19 protein-coding genes are annotated in these 23,737 nt (G+C 33.8%); 11 read left to right on the plus strand and 8 right to left on the minus strand.

Annotation, left to right across the window (positions count from 1 at the left end; genetic code table 11):
• Window positions 1-63: 63 nt before the first annotated feature.
• From AAEO57_RS13950 to AAEO57_RS13960, 3 genes are all read right to left on the minus strand, one after another.
• A complete protein-coding gene (locus tag AAEO57_RS13950; RefSeq protein ID WP_341693635.1) occupies window positions 64-1,698 on the minus strand; it encodes an ABC-F family ATP-binding cassette domain-containing protein in 1,635 nt (544 codons plus the stop codon).
• 220 nt (window positions 1,699-1,918) lie between these two features.
• The gene (locus tag AAEO57_RS13955; RefSeq protein ID WP_341693637.1) at window positions 1,919-3,094 is read right to left on the minus strand and encodes a GlmU family protein; all 1,176 of its coding nucleotides are present in this window, start codon (window positions 3,092-3,094) and stop codon (window positions 1,919-1,921) included.
• 281 nt (window positions 3,095-3,375) lie between these two features.
• Window positions 3,376-3,630 carry a type B 50S ribosomal protein L31 gene (locus AAEO57_RS13960; RefSeq protein ID WP_011921626.1) on the minus strand — a complete coding sequence of 85 codons (255 nt, stop codon included), beginning with the start codon at window positions 3,628-3,630 and terminating at the stop codon, window positions 3,376-3,378.
• Window positions 3,631-3,880: 250 nt separating this feature from the next.
• Between AAEO57_RS13960 and AAEO57_RS13965 the strand changes: the two genes are divergently transcribed.
• The 5 genes from AAEO57_RS13965 to AAEO57_RS13985 all read left to right on the plus strand — a co-directional run bounded on the left by AAEO57_RS13965 (window position 3,881) and on the right by AAEO57_RS13985 (window position 10,079).
• Window positions 3,881-4,411, plus strand: a complete 531-nt coding sequence (locus AAEO57_RS13965; RefSeq protein WP_341693642.1) for a DUF4199 domain-containing protein — start codon at window positions 3,881-3,883, stop codon at window positions 4,409-4,411.
• Between the two features lie 7 nt (window positions 4,412-4,418).
• On the plus strand, window positions 4,419-5,375 hold the full coding sequence (locus tag AAEO57_RS13970; protein WP_341693644.1) for a glycosyltransferase family 2 protein: 957 nt from the start codon (window positions 4,419-4,421) through the stop codon (window positions 5,373-5,375).
• Between the two features lie 128 nt (window positions 5,376-5,503).
• On the plus strand, window positions 5,504-7,231 hold the full coding sequence (locus tag AAEO57_RS13975; RefSeq protein WP_341693646.1) for a phospho-sugar mutase: 1,728 nt from the start codon (window positions 5,504-5,506) through the stop codon (window positions 7,229-7,231).
• Window positions 7,232-7,423: 192 nt separating this feature from the next.
• Window positions 7,424-9,253, plus strand: a complete 1,830-nt coding sequence (locus AAEO57_RS13980) for an ABC transporter ATP-binding protein (protein WP_341693648.1) — start codon at window positions 7,424-7,426, stop codon at window positions 9,251-9,253.
• 124 nt (window positions 9,254-9,377) lie between these two features.
• Window positions 9,378-10,079, plus strand: coding sequence for a hypothetical protein (locus tag AAEO57_RS13985; protein WP_341693649.1), 702 nt, complete (start codon window positions 9,378-9,380; stop codon window positions 10,077-10,079).
• 123 nt (window positions 10,080-10,202) lie between these two features.
• On the opposite strand, the gene AAEO57_RS13990 is transcribed toward AAEO57_RS13985, so the two are convergent.
• From AAEO57_RS13990 to AAEO57_RS14000, 3 genes are all read right to left on the minus strand, one after another.
• Window positions 10,203-10,922 (minus strand): CREC-EF hand family protein, encoded by a 720-nt coding sequence (locus AAEO57_RS13990; protein ID WP_341693650.1) that lies wholly within the window; start codon window positions 10,920-10,922, stop codon window positions 10,203-10,205.
• 143 nt (window positions 10,923-11,065) lie between these two features.
• Window positions 11,066-13,534, minus strand: a complete 2,469-nt coding sequence (locus AAEO57_RS13995) for a TonB-dependent receptor plug domain-containing protein (protein ID WP_341693651.1) — start codon at window positions 13,532-13,534, stop codon at window positions 11,066-11,068.
• An 11-nt stretch (window positions 13,535-13,545) separates the two neighbouring features.
• Complete coding sequence (locus AAEO57_RS14000) at window positions 13,546-15,240, minus strand: M23 family metallopeptidase (RefSeq protein ID WP_341693652.1); 1,695 nt, start codon at window positions 15,238-15,240, stop codon at window positions 13,546-13,548.
• Between the two features lie 181 nt (window positions 15,241-15,421).
• Between AAEO57_RS14000 and AAEO57_RS14005 the strand changes: the two genes are divergently transcribed.
• The 3 genes from AAEO57_RS14005 to rny all read left to right on the plus strand — a co-directional run bounded on the left by AAEO57_RS14005 (window position 15,422) and on the right by rny (window position 17,782).
• Window positions 15,422-15,712 (plus strand): hypothetical protein, encoded by a 291-nt coding sequence (locus AAEO57_RS14005; RefSeq protein ID WP_163398981.1) that lies wholly within the window; start codon window positions 15,422-15,424, stop codon window positions 15,710-15,712.
• A 5-nt stretch (window positions 15,713-15,717) separates the two neighbouring features.
• Window positions 15,718-16,011: a cell division protein ZapA gene (locus AAEO57_RS14010; protein WP_341693653.1), complete on the plus strand. Its 294-nt coding sequence runs from the start codon at window positions 15,718-15,720 to the stop codon at window positions 16,009-16,011.
• Window positions 16,012-16,222: 211 nt separating this feature from the next.
• Window positions 16,223-17,782, plus strand: a complete 1,560-nt coding sequence (gene rny / locus AAEO57_RS14015) for a ribonuclease Y (RefSeq protein ID WP_341693654.1) — start codon at window positions 16,223-16,225, stop codon at window positions 17,780-17,782.
• Between the two features lie 91 nt (window positions 17,783-17,873).
• Here rny and xerD read toward each other — a convergent pair whose 3' ends face one another.
• Together xerD and AAEO57_RS14025 are read right to left on the minus strand one after the other, a co-directional pair.
• On the minus strand, window positions 17,874-18,770 hold the full coding sequence (xerD, locus tag AAEO57_RS14020) for a site-specific tyrosine recombinase XerD (protein ID WP_341693655.1): 897 nt from the start codon (window positions 18,768-18,770) through the stop codon (window positions 17,874-17,876).
• 81 nt (window positions 18,771-18,851) lie between these two features.
• Window positions 18,852-19,358 carry a hypothetical protein gene (locus AAEO57_RS14025; RefSeq protein WP_341693656.1) on the minus strand — a complete coding sequence of 169 codons (507 nt, stop codon included), beginning with the start codon at window positions 19,356-19,358 and terminating at the stop codon, window positions 18,852-18,854.
• A gap of 346 nt (window positions 19,359-19,704) precedes the next feature.
• Here AAEO57_RS14025 and AAEO57_RS14030 point away from each other — a divergent pair, with 346 nt between their 5' ends.
• From AAEO57_RS14030 to AAEO57_RS14040, 3 genes are all read left to right on the plus strand, one after another.
• A complete protein-coding gene (locus AAEO57_RS14030; RefSeq protein WP_341693657.1) occupies window positions 19,705-20,262 on the plus strand; it encodes a porin family protein in 558 nt (185 codons plus the stop codon).
• Window positions 20,263-20,415: 153 nt separating this feature from the next.
• Window positions 20,416-20,829, plus strand: coding sequence for a type II 3-dehydroquinate dehydratase (gene aroQ / locus AAEO57_RS14035; RefSeq protein WP_341693658.1), 414 nt, complete (start codon window positions 20,416-20,418; stop codon window positions 20,827-20,829).
• 234 nt (window positions 20,830-21,063) lie between these two features.
• Window positions 21,064-23,553, plus strand: a complete 2,490-nt coding sequence (locus AAEO57_RS14040; RefSeq protein WP_341693659.1) for a DUF5686 and carboxypeptidase regulatory-like domain-containing protein — start codon at window positions 21,064-21,066, stop codon at window positions 23,551-23,553.
• Window positions 23,554-23,737: the final 184 nt, after the last annotated feature.

The following is a 23,737-nucleotide window of genomic DNA, read 5'->3' on the forward strand; positions in this document are numbered from 1 at the left end:
ACCCCTAAAAGTTAAATACTATTTAGGGGTATTTTTTTTTATAAAAGAAAACTAAGTCTATTGTTACTTTTCAATTTCTCTCATAGAATCCATTTTCTTATGAGCCAAGAAACCTGTTATATCTTCAAAATGCTCTTTTACGCGTTTATTTCCGAATTCAAAAACCTTAGTTGCTAATCCATCAAGGAAATCACGGTCGTGAGAAACCAGGATTAATGTTCCGTCAAAATCACGGAGTGCATCCTTAATAATATCTTTAGTCTTCATGTCAAGGTGATTTGAAGGCTCATCCAAAATCAATAAATTAACCGGTTCCAATAACAATTTAATCATTGCCAAACGTGTTTTTTCTCCTCCGGAAAGCACTTTTACTTTTTTGGTAATATCATCCCCCTGAAACATAAAGGCTCCCAAAATATTTTTGATCTGTGTTCTGATATCTCCAACAGCGATACTATCGATTGTTTCAAAAATCGTAGCATTTTCATCTAATAAAGCCGCCTGATTTTGAGCAAAATATCCAATTTGTGCATTATGTCCAATTTCTACACTTCCGGAATCAACACCTATTTCTTTCATGATTGCTTTGATCATCGTCGATTTTCCCTCACCATTTTTCCCAACAAAAGCAACTTTCTGACCACGTTCGATTACAATATTGGCATCTTTAAAAACAACGTGATCGCCATAAGCTTTAGACATTTCTTTTACAACAACAGGATATTGACCTGAACGTGCTGCAGGAGGAAATTTTAATCGTAATGCAGATGTATCAACTTCATCAACCTGAACAATTTCGAGTTTTTCAAGCATTTTTACACGAGACTGAACCGCATCTGTTTTAGAAAAAGTTCCTTTAAAACGATCAATAAACGCCCTGTTATCAGCAATCATCTTTTGCTGCTCATCATACGCTTTTTGCTGATGAATACGACGGTCTTTTCTTAATTCTAAGTAATGAGAATATTTTGCTTTATAATCGTAAATTCTTCCCATTGTCACTTCAATAGTTCTGTTTGTAATATTATCTACAAACGCTCTGTCGTGCGAAATAACCACAACTGCTTTCGCCTGAGTCAGTAAGAAATCTTCTAACCACTGAATACTTTCAATATCCATGTGGTTAGTTGGCTCATCCAGTAAAATTAAATCTGGTTTTCTTAAAAGAATCTTTGCCAGCTCAATACGCATTCTCCATCCTCCTGAAAATTCAGAAGTCTGACGTCCAAAATCTTCACGCTCGAAACCTAAACCAACTAAAATTTTCTCAACTTCTGCTTCATAGTTCACCTCTTCGATAGCATAAAACTTTTCACTTAGATCAGAAACTCTTTCGATCAGTTTCATGTATTCATCACTTTCATAATCTGTACGAACTGTCAATTGTTCATTGATTTCGTCGATTTCAGCTTTCATTTTAAAAATCTCACTGAAAGCTTTAGACGCTTCTTCCATTACAGTAGCTCCATCTTCGGTAAGCAGATGCTGTGGCAGATAAGCGATTACAGCTTCTTTAGGAGCCGAGATACTTCCGGTAGAAGGCTTGTTTGCACCTGCAATTATTTTTAAAAGTGTCGATTTTCCCGCACCATTTTTCCCCATAAGGGCAATTTTATCATTTTCATTAATAGCAAAAGAAACATCGCTAAATAATGTAGTTCCACCAAACTGAACCGAAATATCGTTAACTGTAATCATGTTAGATCATTAGATTTTAGACTGCTTAGATTGTTCGTTTTCTGAGCTAGTATTTTTTGAAGCCGCAAAGATAGATTAATTAGAAAATATAGCAATTAGAAAATGTGTCAATTTGATAATTAGATAATTTTCAAAATCTTAAACAAAACAAAACCCGAAAGTTTCAAGACTATCGGGTTTTCATTATCACATTTTCAAATTGACTGATTATCTCATTAAATCAATCCTTTCTCCATTTTTTTGTTTCTTCAAAAACATGTTCTAAGATTGCAGCTTCTGTTTCATCAAATTCAACATTTCTGCGTGCCATAACCAGTTTTGCAGTTTCAAAAGCTTTTTTGGTAATATAAGTTGTAAAGCCGGCTGCTCCGCCCCATGAAAAACTTGGAACAAAATTACGAGGAAAACCGCTTCCAAAAATATTAACACTCACCCCTACAACCGTTCCGGTATTAAACATCGTATTGATACCGCATTTGCTATGATCTCCCATCATTAAACCACAAAACTGAAGTCCGGTTTTGGCAAAACCTTCTGTTTCGTAGCTCCATAACTTTACCTCTTCATAATTATTCTTAAGGTTCGAATTATTGCTGTCTGCTCCAATATTACACCATTCACCTAAAACAGAATCACCCAGAAACCCATCATGACCTTTATTTGAATTTGCAAAAAGAACAGCATTTTTAACTTCACCCCCTATTCTGGATCCTGGCCCAACTGTTGTAGCTCCGTACACTTTTGCATTCAGTTTTACCTGAGCATTTTCGCATAACGCAAAAGGGCCACGAATTACAGTTCCTTCCATAATTTCAGCATTTTTACCTATATATATAGGACCTGTTGAGGCATTTAAGGTTACAAACTCTAATTTTGCACCTTCTTCAATAAAAATATTTTCAGGAGAAATAACATTTACACTTTTCGGAATTGGCTGCGATTTTCTATCTTCTGTCAAATAAGCAAAATCTGAGCGGATAGCAGCATCATTCTTAGAAAAAATATCCCAGGTATGCTCTACAATTAAACAGTCATCGTTATACTGAATAATTTCATACGAATCAAAATCAACTTCTTCCTGATTTTCAGTTGTAAAAAAAGCAATTACATCATCCCCTTTAAAAATTGCCTGATTTTCCTTTAAATCAGAAATCATTTCAACAAGCGTATCATTTGGTAAATACGCAGCATTTATCATCACATTTTCCTCCATTTCTACCATTGGAAATTTCGCAGACAAATATTCTTCGGTAATTGTAGTAATGGTTGAACCCAAACGTGCTTCCCATTTTTGACGAATCGTCATAATTCCGATTAGAATATCAGCCACGGGCCTTGTAAAAGTAAAAGGCAATAAAGCATTCCGGACAGGACCGTCAAAAAGAATGTAGTTCATATATAATAAATTTGGTACTTGTTAAAATCTTGATTTGGTTATCAGGTTCAAAGTTACAAATATTTTATTTGTGTCATTTATACTGTGGCGGATATAGGCTGTTTTTTACCGCAAAGTCCGCAAAGTTTTTTCTAATACGAAATGTAGAAGAAACACAAAAGTCCGCAAAACTTTATAAAACTTTGCGAACCTTGAGTAAATCTTAGCATTCATAGCGGTTAAATCTTCGCACAAAAAAAGCCCTCCAAACGGAAGGCTTTTGTATCAATATAAAACAGCTATTATTTTTTAGCGTGTTTTGCATATTTAGTTTTGAACTTGTCAATACGTCCTGCAGTATCGATAAGTTTAGATTTACCAGTATAAAAAGGGTGAGATGTTCTTGAAATCTCCATTTTTACAACTGGATACTCAACTCCGTCAACTTCAATTGTTTCTTTTGTATCTGCAGTAGATTTAGTGATAAAAACGTCATCATTTGACATGTCTTTAAATGCAACTAATCTGTAATTTTCTGGGTGGATTCCTTTTTTCATCTTTTCTTTTATTTATTGTTTCAGAGCATTTTTATTTTGAAGCTTTCTCATGGTTAGAAAAAGGTGTAAACAAAGGATACTCTTTTTTGTTTAAAAATTTAATTATTTTTGAGTGTGCAAATTTACAATTCTTTTTTAATAAACAAATACTTAACCTGCTTTTTTTTAGTTTATTTCGAAAAGCTTTTTTTATATCCGATTATAGTGGGAATTGCTATATTTGTGGATTAATTTTAAAACATATAAAAATATGATTAATGAAGTTATAAAGAAGAATGGGATTACTTATGGAATTACTTTAGGGATTATTTCAGCGTTAATTACAGCTGCAATTTATGCAATTGATCTAAAATTATTTGTTTCCGGCTGGATTGGGGCATCAACATTTATCATTTATTTAGTAACTGGCATTGTATTACTAACCAAAACAAAAAAAGATATAAGTGGGTTTTTCTCTTTCAAAGATGCATTTACAACCTATTTTATTACCATTGTAATTGCTCTTTTAATTTCAACATTATTCAGTACTTTATTATTTAATATAATTGACCCTGAAGCAAAAGAAACTATAAACCAACACCTTATAAAATACATGGCTGAAACGTTACAAAAATTCGGAACACCTGCTTCAGCCATAAATGAAACATTAGCAAAAATGAAGAAAACTAGTCCGTTTTCAACTTTAGAACAACTTAAAGGCTTAGGTTTCAGCGTTGCTCTTTACTCTATTTTGGGGCTGATTTTAGCTGCATTTTTTAAAAGCAAAACTATACAAGAATAAAAAATAAATGAATTTATCTATACTTATACCGCTTCTAAACGAGGAGGAATCACTGAAAGAACTCTACACATGGATTATTAAAGTGATGCAGTCTAACAATTACTCTTATGAAATCATTTTTGTAGATGACGGTAGTACAGATGATTCGTGGAATATTATTGAAAGTTTTTCTAACGAGAATCCGAATGTAAAAGGGATTCGTTTTATGAAAAACTTTGGAAAATCGCAGGCATTGCACGCTGGTTTTGCAAAAGCTCAGGGCGACGTTATCATTACAATGGATGCCGATTTACAGGACAGCCCTGATGAAATTCCGGGATTATACGAAATGATTACAGCTCAGAAATATGATTTGGTTTCAGGCTGGAAGAAAAAAAGATACGACTCCGTTGTGGCAAAAAACCTACCTTCTAAATTGTTTAACTGGGCTGCCAGAAAGACCTCAGGCGTTAAATTAAATGATTTTAACTGTGGATTGAAAGCTTACAAAAACGTTGTTGTAAAAAACATCGAAGTTTCAGGCGAAATGCACCGATATATCCCGGTTTTGGCTAAAAATGCCGGCTTTGGAAAAATTGGGGAAAAAGTAGTCATACACCAGGCCAGAAAATATGGTGAAACCAAATTTGGAATGGAACGTTTCATTAACGGATTCCTCGATTTGATTACAATTTGGTTTTTATCACGATTCGGAAAAAGACCAATGCATTTATTCGGTGCCATTGGTTCTTTTATGTTTATCATTGGATTTTTAGCTGCCGGATACATTGGAGTTTCAAAACTATACCATATGTATACCGGAATGAAATACACCCTGGTTACAAATAATCCATGGTTTTACATTGCCTTGACTACAATGGTTTTGGGAACTCAGCTGTTTTTGGCCGGATTTTTAGGCGAAATTATTTTACGTACTAAAAGCAATGAAGCCAGATATAAAGTGGCCCGCGAGGTTAATTTTTAACGCAATACCCTAGCCCTGATGGGAACGGCATCCTTTTGTGGCGGGGTTCGCCACAAAAGATATAGTGAACAGCAGGATTAGCTCCTGAAAAATACTTATCTTTAATTAAACATTAAAAAAATAGTTACATGAATATCGCTCCTAATATTTTAGACGCCGTAAACGAATGGCTAACTCCAACATTTGATAAAGAAACTCAAGCTGCTGTTAAAGAATTAATGACCACATCGCCAAAAGAACTTGAAGAAAGTTTTTACAAAAACCTTGAATTTGGAACTGGTGGAATGCGTGGCGTTATGGGAATTGGAAACAACCGCATCAATAAATATACGCTTGGAAAAAACACACAGGGACTTTCTGATTACCTGCATGAAGTTTTTCCAAATCAGCCTATAAAAGTAGTTATTGCTTACGACTGCCGTCACAACAGTAACACGCTGGCAAAAGTAGTTGCCGATGTTTTCTCTGCAAACGGAATTCAGGTTTATTTATTTTCTGATTTACGTCCAACTCCTGAATTATCATTTGCCCTTAAATATTTAGGCTGTCAATGCGGAATTGTATTGACCGCTTCTCACAATCCACCAGAATACAATGGTTATAAAGTGTACTGGCAGGACGGAGGCCAGATTGTTCCTCCTGAAGATGCAGCTATTATTAAGGTAATCGAAAGTTTAGATTACGATAAAATCAAATTTAATGCCGACGAAAGCCTGATTCAGTATATCGACACTGAAATTGATAAAGCTTTCGTAAAATCATCTATCGAAAACGCAAGTTTTAATACTCCGGCAGAAGCCAAAGACAACCTTCATATTGTTTTTACTTCGTTGCACGGAACTTCTATAAAATCGATTCCGGATACTTTATCTGAAGCAGGTTATAAAAATGTTCATATTGTTCCGGAGCAGGCTGTTCCAGATGGAAATTTTCCAACCGTTAAATCCCCAAATCCTGAAGAACCGGAAGCACTGACCATGGCTTTGGCATTGGCAGACAAAACCAATTCGGATATCGTGGTAGGAACAGATCCTGATTGTGACCGATTAGGGGTTGCTGTTCGTAATAACGATGGTAAAATGATTTTGCTTAATGGAAATCAGACTATGGTTTTGATGACCTCTTTCCTTTTGAAACAATGGAAAAAAGCAGGCAAAATCAATGGAAAACAATTCGTTGGCTCTACAATTGTTTCGACTCCGATGATTATGGAACTCGCAACAAGTTATGGTGTTGAATGCAAAGTGGGTCTAACTGGCTTTAAATGGATTGCTAAAATGATTAAAGATTTCCCTGAACTACAATTTATTGGAGGCGGAGAAGAAAGCTTTGGTTTTATGGTTGGTGATGCTGTTCGTGATAAAGATGCAGTTGCTGCTACTTTATTGATCTGTGAAGTTGCTGCTCAGGCAAAAGCTGCGGGAAGTTCTGTTTACAAAGAACTTTTACAGCTATATGTAGAAAATGGTTTCTACAAAGAATACTTGGTTTCTTTAACTAAAAAAGGAATCGCAGGTTTGGAAGAAATTAATCAGATGATGATTAATTTAAGAGAAAATCCTTTGAAGGAAATTAACGGTCAAAGAGTAATCATGGTTGAAGATTATCAGTCGTCTGTTGCTTTGAATTTATTGACAAACGAAGAATCTGTAATGGATATGCCAAAATCTAACGTTTTGATTTATTACACTGAGGACGGTTCTAAAATTTGTGCCAGACCAAGCGGAACTGAACCAAAAATCAAATTTTACATCAGTGTAAATGCTGAAATTGAATCGGTTTTAGATTTTGATGAAGCAGAAAAATTCTTAGACCAAAAAATACAAAATATCATTGCAGACATGCAATTGAATTAGCACAACAAACTAAGAATAATATTTTTATGAGCTCTGATTTGTATTTTATCAATTCAAATCAGAGCTGTTTTTATAAAAAAAGAAAAAAAGAAATTAAAAACGTCTTAATTCGACTAATTTTGTGCGGTAAAAAATCCTGCCAAAATACTTTAATATTTATGGCTGTATAAAGAAATCAATATCAAAAAATAAATGAGTAATTTCAAAAAAATACTACCTTTTATATATCCATATAAAAAATACGCATTCCTAAACATTTTTTTCAATATTTTGTATGCGCTTTTTAGCACTCTTTCGTTTATGGCATTAATTCCGATGATTCAGGTTTTATTTGACAAAACAAAAAGAAACACCGTCATGCCTGCTTATGAAGGAATTGCACATCTAAAAGAATATGGAGAAAACTATTTAAGTTATTACATTACAACTAATACCGATCAAAACAATCCTGGTTTTGTGCTTTCGGTTATGGTAGCCATCATTATTTCTATTTTTTTATTAAAAAATCTGGCTGATTATCTGGCAATGTTTTTTGTTACTTATTTACGAAACGGTGTTTTGAAAGATATGCGCAATGCGATGTATAAAAAAACACTGGAATTACCATTGGCTTTTTTTTCTGAAAAAAGAAAAGGAGATGTTATTTCGAGAATTTCTGCAGATGTAAACGAGGTTCAGAATTCTTTTTTGGCCATTTTAGAACTTATTGTAAAAGAACCTTTAACTATCGTTTTTACTATTATTGCAATGTTAATCATTAGCACTAAACTAACGTTATTTGTTTTTGTCTTTATTCCGGTTTCAGGATATATTATTTCTTTAATTGGAAAAAAGCTTAAAAAGAAATCCAGTAAAGCGCAACAGGAACAAGGCACTTTTTTATCTACTATTGAAGAAACTATCGGAGGATTAAAAGTGGTAAAAGGATATAATTCTGAAAATTATTTCAATACTTTGTTTCAAAATTCAACAGAACGATTTTTCAAACTTTCAAACAGTATTGGCCATCGTCAAAACTTAGCTTCTCCTGCAAGTGAATTTATGGGGATCATGGTTATTACCATTTTATTATGGTATGGAGGCCAGATGGTTTTGATTGAAAAAACACTGGACGGGGCATCATTTATCGCCTACATGGGACTGGCATACAATATCCTTACCCCTGCAAAATCCATTTCAAAAGCTTCTTATGCTGTAAAAAGAGGAAATGCTGCCGCTGATCGGGTGCTGGAAATTTTAGAACAACAAAACACTATTACTTCTAAAGAAAATGCTGTCGAAAAAACAACTTTTGACGACAACATCAGCGTTCAAAACATTAATTTTAAATATGAAAATGAAACAGTCCTGAAGGATTTTTCACTTCAGATTAAAAAAGGACAAACTGTCGCTTTGGTAGGGCAATCAGGAAGCGGAAAAAGCACTATTGCAAACCTCTTAACCCGTTTTTATGATGTGAATAATGGTTCAATATCTATTGATGGAATCAACATCAAAGACATAAACCTTCAATCTCTTCGTAGCTTAATGGGTCTGGTCACTCAGGACAGCATTTTATTTAATGATACTATAAAAGCTAATATCTCATTAGGAAAACTAAATGCTACAGACGATGAAATCGTAGAAGCTTTAAAGATTGCAAATGCGTATGAATTTGTAAAAGAACTACCTTTAGGAATCTATACAAACATTGGCGACAGTGGTAACAAATTATCCGGAGGACAGAAACAACGTTTGTCTATTGCCAGAGCCGTATTAAAAAATCCTCCAATCATGATTCTCGACGAAGCAACATCAGCATTAGACACCGAAAGCGAAAAATTTGTTCAGGTTGCCCTTGAAAACATGATGCAAAACAGAACTTCAATCGTAATTGCGCACCGACTTTCTACGATTCAAAAAGCAGATATAATTGTGGTAATGCAAAAAGGACGAATTGTAGAACAAGGTACACACGAAGAATTAATTGCACACAACGGCACTTATAACAAACTGGTAACGATGCAGTCTTTCGAATCTTAAGATCCTCAACAATATATTATTTAGAACAGATTAAGGAAACATTAAAACTGAGTTTAATTTCCCTAATCTGTTTTTATTTTTATAACTTTAGGTTAGTAAGAATAAATCATTTAATTCCCTCAAAATGTATCTTAACAACCCAAACATAAAACTGCCGGAAGATCCTAATACTGTTGTCTGGAAATATCTTGATTTGTCAAAATTTCTTGACTTACTGCTTTCGAAAAAACTATTCATGTCCCGATCAGATAAGTTTGAGGATCAATACGAAGGTACTTTTAGCGAACCCACTTTTGAAGAAATCAAGAAACTTGCCATTGACAACCCCGAATTTTTAAATTATTACAAGACCCATCGTGAAAGAGTAGCAGTGAGCAGCTGGCATATTAATGAGTACGAATCATTTGCAATGTGGCAAATTTTTACACAAAACAGCGAAGGATTGGCCATTCAGTCTACAATTGGAAGATTACAAAGAGCAGTTAAGCCTGAAAACAATTTTGATCAATATATAGGAGAAGTAAATTATATCGATTACAAAAAAGAATACATTCCGTTTGACGACTTATTCTTTCCATTTTTGTTTAAACGAAAGAGTTTTCAATACGAACGGGAAGTACGCATTATTACAGATACTTCTCAAAGCAATTTAAAACTAAATGACGGCTTAAAAATCAACATTGACATCAATCAGCTGATTGAAAAAATATACATTCATCCCAAATCAGAAAACTGGTATAAAAAACTGGTAATTGAACTGGTAGAACGCCTCGGATTTGGATTTGAAATAGAAAAATCTGATCTTGAAAGTGATATTCTTATTTAAGAAACTAAAGCTCATAGATGCTAAGTTTTTTTATTGTGACTAAAAGAAAAACCGCATAGAAAATTAAACTTTCTATGCGGTTTTTCTTTTCAAATCTTACCAAAACCTTAGAATCTTAACACCTTAAATTGGCTTATAGCTTTTCACTTCCCATTTTTTTGAAGCCAAATCAATATAGCTGTAATGCAATACGTCGTTTTTATCAAACTGACCGTTTTGGTTGGTATCTTCAATAGTTCTGAAGTATAAACGGTTTTTAGATTCGATTAAACTCCAATCAACCAATTCCTGAAGATCTGTAGAAACTTTTGTAAAGTTCTCCCCACTAATATCGCTCAAATAAAGTGTTTTAATATCTCCGGTATCTATTTTACCGTCTTTATTTGTATCTGAATCTGTCAGGGTATACACCATGACTTTGTTTTGTGTTTTATCTGCTATTGATTTTAAATATGTTGCTGTTAAAATTAAAACCGGTTTCTCAGATAAGGGTCTGATAGAATCTGAATCTGTTTTTTGAAATTTCAAATTTTGCAGATAGCCTGTAATTTCAAATTCACCTAAATTAGAAATGGTAAAACTTACATCATTTACACTTGAAGACCCATAACGCGCTTTTGTTCCTTTTTCAAAAACCCTTAAATCTCCTACGGGATGAATCAAATAATCTGTTCCTTCCATCTGAATTGGCAAATCAGCAACTTCAATTTGTGTGGAATCTGCTTTGCTAACACTTACTTTGTTTGATACATCGTAACTCACTTTTGGCTTCTGAACTTCCTCACGGCAGCTGATTAGTGTTACAGTTATTACTAAGGCTATATATTTAAAGTATTTTTTCATCTGCAAATTATATTCAATTATCAAATATACTATTTTTGGTTGTAATTTTAGTTTTTATTGAGTTTTACCAAGACAATAGTACTAAATACAATTTCAAATAACGGAAAACTTCATGGTTATATTTTAGTTTAACCTGTTTCTTATCACAACCTCGCATTCAGCTTTATATTAAAAACCCTTGAAGTCATATAATTTGGAACTGCATATTGATTTTTAGTATAAGCATCGCGCACCCATGTATTGGTAATTGCATTTTGATTATTAAAAAGATTGAATATTTCCAGTCCTAATGAAAACTCTTTAAAATTTTTCAGCCAGCCTGTCTTCAAATGCTGATTACTGCTGTCTACAAAAACTTTTGCAAAACCAATATCTGCACGACGATAATCATTCAGTCGGTTTTGATACAAATACGGATCTGAATAAGCCGGAGCACCACCAGGTAATCCTGTATTATAAACTAAGTTTAAGTATACTTTTACACTTGGAATGTTCGGCATATAATCCTGAAACAACATCGCAAATTTTAAACGCTGATCTGTTGGCCGTGCGATATAACCTTTATTTTCGTAGTTTTCTTCAGTTTTCAAATAACCAAAACTGATCCATGATTCTGTCCCGGGCACAAACTCTCCATTTAACCTGAAATCCAGCCCCTGTGCGTAAGCTTTGGCATTATTATCGGCTACATAGCGAATTCGTACATTATCAATTGAATACACATTTACATCTGAAAGTGATTTATAATAAAGTTCAGTCACCCATTTAAAAGGACGATTCCACATTTTAAAATTGTAGTCATTACTCAAAACAACATGTACAGATTGCTGAGCTTTTACGTTTGGATCAACTACACCGTTCATATCCCGGAGTTCACGGTAAAATGGTGGCTGATGATACAATCCGCCCGAAAGTCTGAAAATCATATCCATTTCCCAGTCCGGCTTTAAAGCAAATTGCACGCGCGGACTAAAAACAGTCTGATTTTTACCTTCTATATCTGCTCCTGAAACCTGCCAGCTTTGAAAACGTGCCCCAACAGTATACCAGAACTGGCTTGATCCCAACTCTGTTTTGTTATTCCATTGCGCATAACCTGAAAATCTGTTGATATCATTAAAATTGGTTGCACGAATATTTTGGTATGGCAAAAGCGGCCCAGTATAGGGTTCATAAGGCTGGTTATTTTTTGGAAGATCCAAAATAGGCGGATTTATCGAAAATCCAGCAGAATCAATCACCTCCCACTCCACAACTCTGTCACGTATCGATTCTCTTGTAAATTTTAACCCAAATTCTAACTGGCTATTGTTCTTCCATTCCTTGAAACCTTTAAATTCGATATTTGCAATCAAAGCATCCAGGTCATTTCGAGCGTGATTAAACTGTGTACCAATACCTCTCGTAAAATCAACATTATCCGGATTCATACTTCCGTCTTCGTCAACATTTCCTAAACGGTATTGAGCCAAAATATCAAAATGTTCCTGCTCAACAGTATGAAATAAAGAACCGATTAATTTGAAAGCAAGAGTTGGCGAGGCTTTATAAGTTGTTTTTATAGCTCCAAAATAGGTATCATACTGATCTTTTTCATGTCCTTCGTAATACACGGCAAGCGCCATAGGCTGATCAATGGTTCCAAATTTTGTTTGTCTTGTTAAGGGCTGGTATAAATATTTATTTTGAGAAATATTTCCCAAAAAACTTAATTGCCATTTTTGAGAAACATCATAATTAATATTCGTCTGAATATCTGCAAATGTTGGTGTGTAATTAGTTTGCGTATCCTGACTGTTTACAAGCAAACTATTATTTCGATAGCGGACACCGGTTACAGCTGACCATTTTTTGTTTTTTGAAACTGCATCAACAGCTAAACTTCCGCCAAGAAAACTTGCTTCAAGTGCAGCTCCAAACTGAGTTGGTTTTCTATAAGTAATATCCAAAACAGAAGATAATTTATCCCCAAATTTAGCCTGAAAACCTCCGGCTGAGAAATCTACGTTTTGCACCAAATCAGTATTTGTAAAACTCAATCCTTCCTGCTGTCCTGACCGAATTAAAAACGGGCGATACACTTCTATTTCGTTTACATAAACCAGATTTTCATCATAATTGCCTCCGCGAACTGCATATTGAGTACTTAGTTCATTGTTAGAATTTACCCCCGGTAATGTTTTCAGCACATTTTCTATGCCGGCATTTGCCCCGGGTATTTTCTTTATTGTACTCTGATCAATCACCGTAATACCCTGAACGCGTTTTTTATTTTTTGAAGAAACAAAAACCTCACCCATCTGCTCTTCCGAATTGTTCATAACTGGATTAAAGACAAAAGTTTCATAAGGTTTGAGATTTACTGTCAACGTTATCATTTTTAAAGAAATGTGCGTAAATATCAAAGCCACTTTTTTGTTTGACGGCACAAAAATCTGAAAATGACCTTTTGCATCCGATTTCGTGGTTTTATCTCCTGCCACAATGTTAACATCTCCAACAGGATGATTTTCATTATCTAAAATAACCCCTTTAACACGGGCACTTTGAGCAGAAACGGTATAACCAGTCCATAAAAAAAGGAAAACAATTATTAACTTGAAATGATTCAAAGGTTTAGATTTTATTTTTGTTGACTTCTAAAAAAATGTGTTTCAAAGATAGCAGAATTCCCTACATTATCAACTACTTCAATTTTTAAATCATTTGCTCCTTCTGCAACTAAAGTATCATCAAAAATGTGCGTTATTTTCCTCGTTTTATTATCATATTCAAACAAAATCCAGTTTCCGTTCAGATATCCGTTGTACGATTTAATTCCGGACAATGCGTCACCTATAGTAAACTGAATACTTTTAGCATCACTAATCCATTTATCCTGAATTGGTTTAGTAATTTTTATTACAGGAGCTATTGTGTCCAAGACCAAACCGTACTGCCCTAATGTTTTTGACTTTGCTGTAAAAACGTCATTCTTTCTTGTAGTAGCATTATAACTTTTACTGTTTCCGCTTATTCTTGCAATAAAAAGCTTATCCCGTAAAGCTTCAGGATAAATAGTATCTTTTATTGTAATTGCAAAATTCGAATGCACCGGAACAACATCTTCATGAATATAAATCCGATTATTTTTTACATCAAAATCTAAATTAAAATCTTCATAGAAAGTTCCTGCTGGAAAGAAAACCGACATATTGTCTTTTTCAAAATTTGAATCTTTATTGTATCGAACAAAATATTTTCCGGTTACACTTTCTGCATTTATAACAGGTGTTTCCGAATCATATTCAACAGGAACAGTAATAGAGCTTAAATTTCCGAAATAATCAGAGACATCAATTCTGTAAGTTGAAGACAAATTAGGCTCAACCGGAATTATCCCATGAAGCGAATCTGTTTTTATGATACTTAGTGCAAATGGCGTTTTCATAAAAAGTTTTTGTATCCGCTGCCCCGTTTTTTTATATCTTGAATAATCGATAAAAGCATTAATAAAACGCATTTCATCAAAAGAATAGGTGCTAAACTGATAATTATATTTCGGATCACCATTTAAAAAGCCTGTAACATTAAAAACCCCATTTCTGTTTTTCGAGACATCATCAAAATCTACAGCATTGATACCAAAACCAATTTTTCCATTAGCTTTCACTTTTCCAGCTAAATAAGTTCCGTCTTTTTGAAGCGAAAGATTTAGCAATAAGGGCTGTCTGGATTGATTTACTGTTGTATTTTCCATTGGGTAAACAAACAAACTTGAAATTGTTGGTTTTTTTGAATCTTCTATATGGTGATCAAATCCAAAAAACATAGGATTTATTACAAACTCTGTCTGTGTATCACGAAATTCAAAATGCAGGTGCGGCCCTTCTGAAGAACCTGTGTTCCCTGAAAGTGCAATTATTTGGCCTTTGGTCACAGGAAGTTCATCCGGCTTTGGAAACATTTCTATTTCAAAAGACTTTGCGTCGTAATGTGTTTTATGAATATACTCCTGAATTGGTCCTGTAGCAGCCTGCAAATGTCCATAAACTGAAGTATAACCATTTGGATGCGTGATATAAATACATTTACCGTTGCCAAAAGTCGAAATTTTTATTCTGGATACATATCCATCTGCAACAGCATACACATTTAAACCCTCCCTCTGATTGGTCTTCAAATCAAATCCTGCATGAAAATGGTTGGGTCTTAACTCTCCAAAATTCCCCGATAACTGCATCGGAATATCAAGTGGTGACCGAAAATAATCTTTAGGGTATTGGGACTGGGCAAATATAAAATTGTAAAAGAATAGAAAAATCAAAGAAAATCTCATAAAGCAACATTTCTGCTAAGATAAAAATTAAGAAGGGAAAAACCGAAGAATAAAACCGCAAAAATACAATTCCCTGAATTTCATTAATTTGGTTATTTTTAATGCAAAAAAATCGATAAAAAATTGCATTAATAAAAAGGAATACTAACTTTGTAGGATTAAGTAATGAATAGGATTTATAATGAGTGTAATTGCTGAAATAATTGATACTCTTGAATATAAAGTCGAAAAGCTTTTTGCGAAATCAAAAGCTTTAGAAAAAAATAATCAGGACTTACGATTAGAATTAAACAAAGCAGCGCAAATCATCCAGAAACAATCTGAAGAAATTGAAGCTTTGAAGAAGCAATATGAAACACTTAAAATAGCCAATTCGTTGCTCGGCAGCGACAATAACAAGAGAGAGACTAAGCTTAAAATAAATTCATTAATCCGCGAAATTGATTACTGTATAGCGCAATTATCAGACTAGTAAATATGGACGGAAAGCTTAAAATTAAAATATCAGTTGCAGACCGGGTGTATCCGTTGACGGTTGACCCTGCTCAGGAAGAAGGACTCAGAAGTGCTTCTAAAAAAATTGATGCTATGATTAAGCAATTCGAAGAAAATTACGCCGTTCGCGACAAACAAGATGTATTGGCTATGTGCGCACTGCAATTTGCATCGCAAGTAGAACAAAAACAAATTGATTATACTAATGATGGCCAGGAAACCATCGAAAGAATTAAAAAATTAAATTTGCTTTTAGATCAATATCTCGAAAATTAAACGTTCTTTACAGAAACTAAGATACTGCCTACATTAGTTCACATTTGGTAAACTCAACACTAACAAATTAGAATGAGCAAATCATCGCTACTATAGTATGCCCTCCTTTTTGGCTGGGAAACTTGAACAGTGAGTTAGCTCAAAACTTGTCTATACGAGTTTATACAAGCAATTAATGTAGGCTTTTTTTTATATATAAACCTTAACAAACATGGACATCATAACAATCATCATTGGTATTGTAGGTATTGCAGCAGGTTTTGCAATAGCTAAAATTATCGAGAAAAGTAATATTTCTAACCTAATCAAAAACGCTAAAAAAGAAGCAGCTTCAATCTTAAAAGATGCTAATTTAGAAGCCGAAAATATTAAAAAAGATAAAATTCTTCAGGCAAAAGAGAAATTTATCGAATTAAAAGCTGAACACGAACAGGTAATTTTGGCCAGAGACAAAAAAGTAGCCGAAGTTGAAAAAAGAGTTCGTGATAAAGAATCTCAGGTTTCTAATGAATTATCTAAAGCTAAAAAAGTAAACGATGATTTTGAAGCCAAAACTCAGGAATACAATAACAAAATTGAACTTTTAGACAAAAAACAGAATGAAGTTGAGAAACTTCACAAAAGCCAATTACAACAGCTTGAAGTAATTTCAGGACTTTCTGCAGAAGAAGCAAAAGAACAATTAGTTGAAGGCTTAAAAGCCGAAGCTAAAACAAAAGCAATGTCTCATATTCAGGAAACAATTGAAGAGGCAAAACTTACCGCTCAGCAAGAAGCCAAAAAAATCATCATAAACACGATTCAGAGAGTTGGAACCGAAGAAGCAGTAGAAAACTGTGTTTCTGTATTCAACATTGAGTCTGACGATGTAAAAGGTAGAATTATCGGTCGTGAAGGACGTAACATTAGAGCTTTGGAAGCCGCTACAGGAGTAGAAATCATTGTTGACGATACACCAGAAGCAATTATCCTTTCTTGTTTTGATCCCGTACGTAGAGAAATTGCACGTTTATCTCTTCACAAACTAGTAACGGACGGACGTATTCACCCTGCCAGAATTGAAGAAGTTGTTGCTAAAACAGCCAAACAAATTGATGATGAAATTATTGAGGTTGGTAAACGTACCGTTATTGACTTAGGAATTCACGGATTACACCCTGAATTGATAAAAGTTGTGGGTAGAATGAAATACCGTTCTTCTTACGGTCAAAACTTATTACAGCACTCAAGAGAAGTTTCTAAACTTTGCGGTATCATGGCAGCTGAATTAGGCTTAAATGTAAAATTAGCCAAAAGAGCAGGTTTACTTCATGATATTGGTAAAGTTCCGGATACAGAAAGCGATTTACCTCACGCTTTATTAGGAATGCAATGGGCTGAGAAATATGGTGAAAAAGAAGAGGTTTGCAATGCTATTGGAGCTCACCATGACGAGATCGAAATGAAATCTTTATTATCACCAATTATTCAGGTTTGTGATGCTATTTCAGGAGCAAGACCAGGCGCAAGACGTCAGGTTTTGGATTCATATATCCAACGTTTGAAAGATCTTGAAGATGTTGCTTACGGTTTCAGCGGTGTCAAAAATGCTTATGCTATCCAGGCAGGTAGAGAACTTCGTGTAATTGTAGAGAGCGAAAAAGTTTCTGATGAAAATGCAGCCAATCTGTCTTTCGAAATTTCACAAAAAATCCAAACTGAAATGACTTACCCAGGTCAGGTAAAAGTGACCGTTATTCGCGAAACCAGAGCAGTAAATATTGCTAAATAAATTCACAAAATATTTCCATAAAAAACTTCTCAGCAACGGGAAGTTTTTTTTTATTTCTGATTTTACCTCAAATCTCCTTTTTATTACTGCACTATCTTCTTGGATGAAAAGTATGCATTACTTCTTTCAAGAAACTTCTGTCTAAATGAACATAGATTTCTGTCGTTGTTATTGATTCATGACCAAGCATTAACTGAATGGATCGTAAATCAGCACCATTTTCCAGTAAATGTGTAGCAAAAGAATGCCTCAAAGTATGAGGACTTATATTTTTCTTCAGACCTGTTTTTACTGCTAAATCTTTTATAATAGTAAAAACCATAGCCCGGGTTAACTGACTGCCTCTGCGATTCAAAAACAAGGTGTCCTCATAACCTTTTTTGATATTCAGGTGACTCCTTATTTCTTTTTGATAGATGACGATATATTTCTGCGTTAATTCACCAATAGGAACAAAACGTTCTTTGTTTCCTTTTCCTGTAATTTTAATAAAGCCTTCCTCAAAAAAAAGATCTGAAATTTTTAAAGAAACCAATTCCGAAACACGTAATCCACAACCGTACAAAGTTTCAAGCATAGCCCTGTTTCTTTCCCCTTCATTTGAACTTAAATCTATAGCCGCTATCAAACCATCAATTTCTTCAACCGATAGCGTATCCGGAAGCTTACGACCTGTTTTTGGCGTTTCAATCAATTCCATCGGATTATCTGTACGGTAATCCTCAAAAGCCAGATAATTAAAAAAGCTTTTTAAACCAGAAATAATTCGGGCTTGCGATCTTGGATTAACTTCTTTTGAAACTGAATATATAAACTGTTGTAGCGTTTCATCTGAAATTTTGATTGGAGAAACCTCTATTTGACTAGTCTCTAAAAAAAGACATAAACGTTCAATATCAAAACTGTAATTTTCGATTGTATTTTTAGACAAACCTCTCTCAATCCTCAAATACGACTGATAATCTTTTATGTAGGCACTCCATTTCATATTCACAAAGTAACATATTTTTTGAGCATAAAAAAACCTTCCGGATTAGGGAAGGTTTCAAAATATAAATATTTTCTTTTATTAGAAATGCAAAGCAAATCCAACATTAAACTGAAGGAAGCTTTCAGCAATTTTGTCATCAGTAGTAAAATTGTAACGTAGACCTGGTTCAACAGAAACGTTTGGTCCTAAAAAGATAGCATATCCACCTTGCAAACCTACAAAAGAAGGATTATCGTCAGCATCTTTAATACTAACACCAGTATAAGAAAGTTCAACTGGGATTTTGTTAATCACATAATACTTTGCGCCAATTTTATAAGAAAAAATACTAGAATCAGAACCGTCATCTCCATAACCTAAACCCAGTTTAACTGCTAAGTTATCAGCTACAAAATAGCCAGCTTCAGCACCAATATTCCAAGCAGTCTCTCCATCTTGAGAAACTAAAGAAAAAGCAGTGTTTCCTGTTCCAGCTCCAAAAGCAGTATTAGCTTCAATTAACCATTTCCCTTTAGCTGTTTGTTCTTGTGCATTTGCGAATCCAAATGCCATAACTGCGATTGCAGATAAAATAATTTTTTTCATTTTTTTTGATAAATTAATAGATTATTTAGTAGGACAAATCTATAGAATTTAACACTAACAAACCAAATTGCTATCGGAAAATAATTAACTATATTCATTACAAAAACCTTGTTAAAAAAAACAAAATTCTAAATATCAAACGATTACATTTTATAAAATCACTAAAAACAGTGAGACAAAAAAAAGATTTTTTATTAGTAAATTTCTTTCTTATGTTAAAAAAATAGTTATTTTTCATTCATTTTTTTCTAAAATGGAAATTTTGCAACAACAAAAACAATAATTATAAAAAGACCGAGTTTTATTTGTTGTTATTTAGCATTAATTAAATCTTAAAATTAACATTATGAAAAAAATAATTTTAGCTACGGCTTTATTCATCGCCACATCAGCATCAGTTCAGGCACAATTATTAAAAATCGGGGTTAAAGCAGGGGTTAACTTTGCTAACCAAACAGGGGATGCATTTGATGCTCCTGATGTTGATAAGGAAGGTATCACCAGTTACCATGCAGGTTTGGTAGCAGAAATTAAATTATTAGATAAATTTTCTGTTCAGCCAGAGCTTTTATATTCAACTCAGGGAGCAACTTACAAAAATGCTGTCGAAGAATTTAAAAACGAATTAGGTTATTTATCTATTCCTGTTATGGCAAAATTTTACCTAACAGATTCTTTCAGCCTTGAAGTTGGACCTCAGGCTTCTTTTTTATTAAATCAAAAAGATGACGTAGATTTTGAAGAGCCAGAAACTTTTGAATTTGGTCTTAACGCCGGATTAGGATTTAAGATTACTGAAAACTTTTTTATTCAGGGCCGTTATGGCTTAGGATTAACAGAAGCTTCAAAAGATGCAGATATTAAAAATTCAACTATCCAATTGTCTGCTGGATTTATGTTCTAAAATATATCACATAGTTTTACAAAAACCGTTCTATTAATCAGAGCGGTTTTTTTATTTTTACAAAGTTCAACGGCAATTGCAATCTCAAAATTCAATGGCAATGACAATGTCAAAATTCAATATCAATATTACAAAGCAAAAAATATACTATATATGAAAATCGCTATTATCAACGGACCCAATTTGAACCTATTAGGAAAAAGAGAGCCAGAAGTTTACGGAAGTCAGACTTTTGAAGATTATTTTGAAACGCTAATACAAAAATTTCCAAACGTAGCACTTTCGTATTATCAAAGTAATATTGAAGGTGAACTGATCGGGAAAATTCAGGAATATGGTTTTACATACGACGGGATTATTTTGAATGCTGGTGCTTACACACATACTTCTATAGGACTGGGCGATGCAATGAAGGCCGTAACAACTCCGGTTATTGAAGTTCATATCTCCAATACTTATGCCCGCGAAAGCTTTAGACATCAATCTTACTTATCAGGAAACGCAAAAGGAGTTATTCTGGGTTTTGGGTTAAAAAGTTATGAACTGGCTATTCAGTCTTTTTTATAAAAATTTCGATTTAAACAAAATCATATTCTCTCGCAGATTTTGCAGATCAGGCAGATCACATAAAATTCAATAAAAAATCTGCCAATTTGCTGAATCTGCAGGAAACAAAAATTAATCTCCAGATCTTGAACCGGTATAGATATCAAATTTACTTAGAATAGGTTTTTACATTTTAACAAATTATTAATAAGCTCAGATTCAGGTTATTTTATTTTTGTAAGACAAACCACTTACATGAAAAACTTTATTTTATCTGCCTTTTTATTTTTTTCAATTTCAAGCTTTTCCCAAATCAAAGGAATAATAACCGACGAAAAAGGTAATCCCTTGCCATTTGTATCCGTTTTTGAAGAAAACACTTATTCCGGAACCACCTCAAACGAACAAGGTCAATATCTTCTGAATGTAAAAGAACCAGGCAAAAACAAAATCATTTTTCAGTATCTGGGTTTTAAAACTCAAAAGCTTTCTGTAGTTTCAGATTCAAAAACAATAACTCTGGATGTAAAGATGCTTGAGGAAAGTTTCGCTTTAAATGAAGTCATTATTGATTCTAAAAAAAATCCAGCAGATGCCATCATAAAAAGTGCCATTGCAAACAAAAAAGAAAACACGGATAAAACCGGACGCTATACAGCCGACTTTTATTCAAAAGGGATGTTTAAAGTAAAAGATCTTCCTAAAAAAATCCTGGGGCAAAAAGTAGATCTTGGCGAAGATATGGCGTCCAATTTAGATTCAACCGGAACCGGAATTTTATATCTCTCTGAAACTATTTCGAAAATCACTTTTGAAAAACCTGACAGATTAAAAGAAAAAATAATTGCTTCTAAAATTTCCGGGAACAACAGAGGATACAGCTACAATACGGCAGCCTTATCTACTTATGATTTTTATGACAACACGTTAGATTTTGATATCAGACTCATATCTCCTATCGCTGATAATGCTTTCAGCTATTATAATTACAAACTCGAAGGAACTTTCTTTGACGACCACAGACATCAGATCAATAAAATCAAAGTAACTCCTAAACGCGATAAAGAGCCTGTTTTTGAAGGTTACATTTATATCGTTGATGACAGTTTTGCTATTTACGCCATTAATTTAGACATCAAAGGATATAGAATGAAAAATGAATTTACCGAAGTAATGAGTTTAAAACAAAGCTTTAGTTATAATTCTGCTAATAAAATCTGGTCCAAAAATGCGCAGACACTTACGTTTAATGCAGGGATTTTTGGGATAAAATTTTCGGGAACTTTCAACTATGTGTATTCTAATTATGAATTTCCTGCCTCCTTCGAAAGGAAAACTTTTGGAAATGAAATTGTCGCTTTTGAACTTAATGCTAATAAAAAAGACAATGCTTTCTGGAACGAAATCAGACCGATTCCTTTAACAATTGAAGAAAGCAATGATTATATAAAGAAAGACAGCCTTCAAACCATTCGAAAATCCCGAAAATACACAGATTCGATTGACGCCAAAAACAACAAATTCAAAGTTTGGGATATTTTAATGGGATATGATTATAAAAACACTTTCAAAAGTTATTCATTTAATTATAAAGGACTTCTGAATTTGAGTTCTTTAAGCTTTAATACAGTTCAGGGCTTTAATTTGGATTCCGGTTTTTCATTTAAAAAATGGAACGAAGAGAAAGGAAAAAGTACACTGATTAACACAACCTTCAATTATGGTTTTTCAGACCAGCGCTTGCGTGTAACCGGAGAATTCAGCCATCGCTTCAACACTGTCAATTATGCTTCAATCTGGGCTTCAGGAGGAACAAAAACCACTCAGTTTAATAGTGCAGAACCAATTACAAAATTTGTCAATTCGATAGCGTCTTTATTTTTTAAAGATAATTACATGAAGTTGTACAATTTAGAATTCGCTCAAATTAACTACGGTCAGGATGTTGCAAACGGAATAAACCTCAACGCAAAAATCGCTTACGAGCAGCGAAAACCGCTTTTTAACACAACCGATTATTCATTTTTTAAAAAAGATGATATGTATTCATCGAATAATCCGTTGGCGCCAAATGATTTTACAACTCCGGCTTTTGACTCCCATCACTTATTCAAAACTGCAGTGAATGCGAGAATCAATTTTGGAAATAAATACATTTCAAGACCCGACGGGAGATTCAATGTTAAAAATGAAAAATATCCAACTCTCTATTTAGTTTTTGAAAAAGCTTTTGCTGCAAGTGATAAAAAATATGAATTTGAAAGAATCGGTGCTTCTCTCCTATATGATTTATCACTTGGAAATAAAGGGATTATAGGAACAAATTTCAGAGCCGGAAAATTCTTCAATGCCGAAAACATTGCTTTTATGGATTATAGACATTTCAACGGAAATCAGACGCACATTGGCACGACAGACCGTTATCTGAATGTCTTCAATTTAATGCCATATTATTCCAACAGCACAAACGACAGCTATTTTGAAATGCATTTGGAACACAATGACATGGGTTTTGTAACCAACAAAATTCCACTCATTAATCTTTTAAAATCAACAATGAATATCGGGTTTCACTCATTGGCCATTCCTGATCGAAAACCGTATTCTGAATTTACAGTCGGTTTGGACAACTTAGGTTTCGGCAAATTCAAACTGTTTAGAGTTGATTATGTACATTCTTATCAGGGCGGAATTCAGCAAAACGGCGTTGTATTTGGATTGAAGATTTTAAATGTTTTGAACTAAGGTTCAGAGGAGCAAAGGTTCAAAGTGACAAAGTTACCTAGCACCATATAAAAAAATCTGCGTGAAACCAGATATAAAAATTTAAGCGGATTTTTTATTTTGATTCTCTTTGCGTGGGCTTCGACTCCGCTCAGCCTGACAAAAAAATTGACTCTAAAAAACCTTTGTCACTTTGAAACTTTCC

Source organism: Flavobacterium calami (assembly GCF_038290035.1).
GTDB classification, from domain to species: Bacteria; Bacteroidota; Bacteroidia; order Flavobacteriales; family Flavobacteriaceae; genus Flavobacterium; species Flavobacterium calami.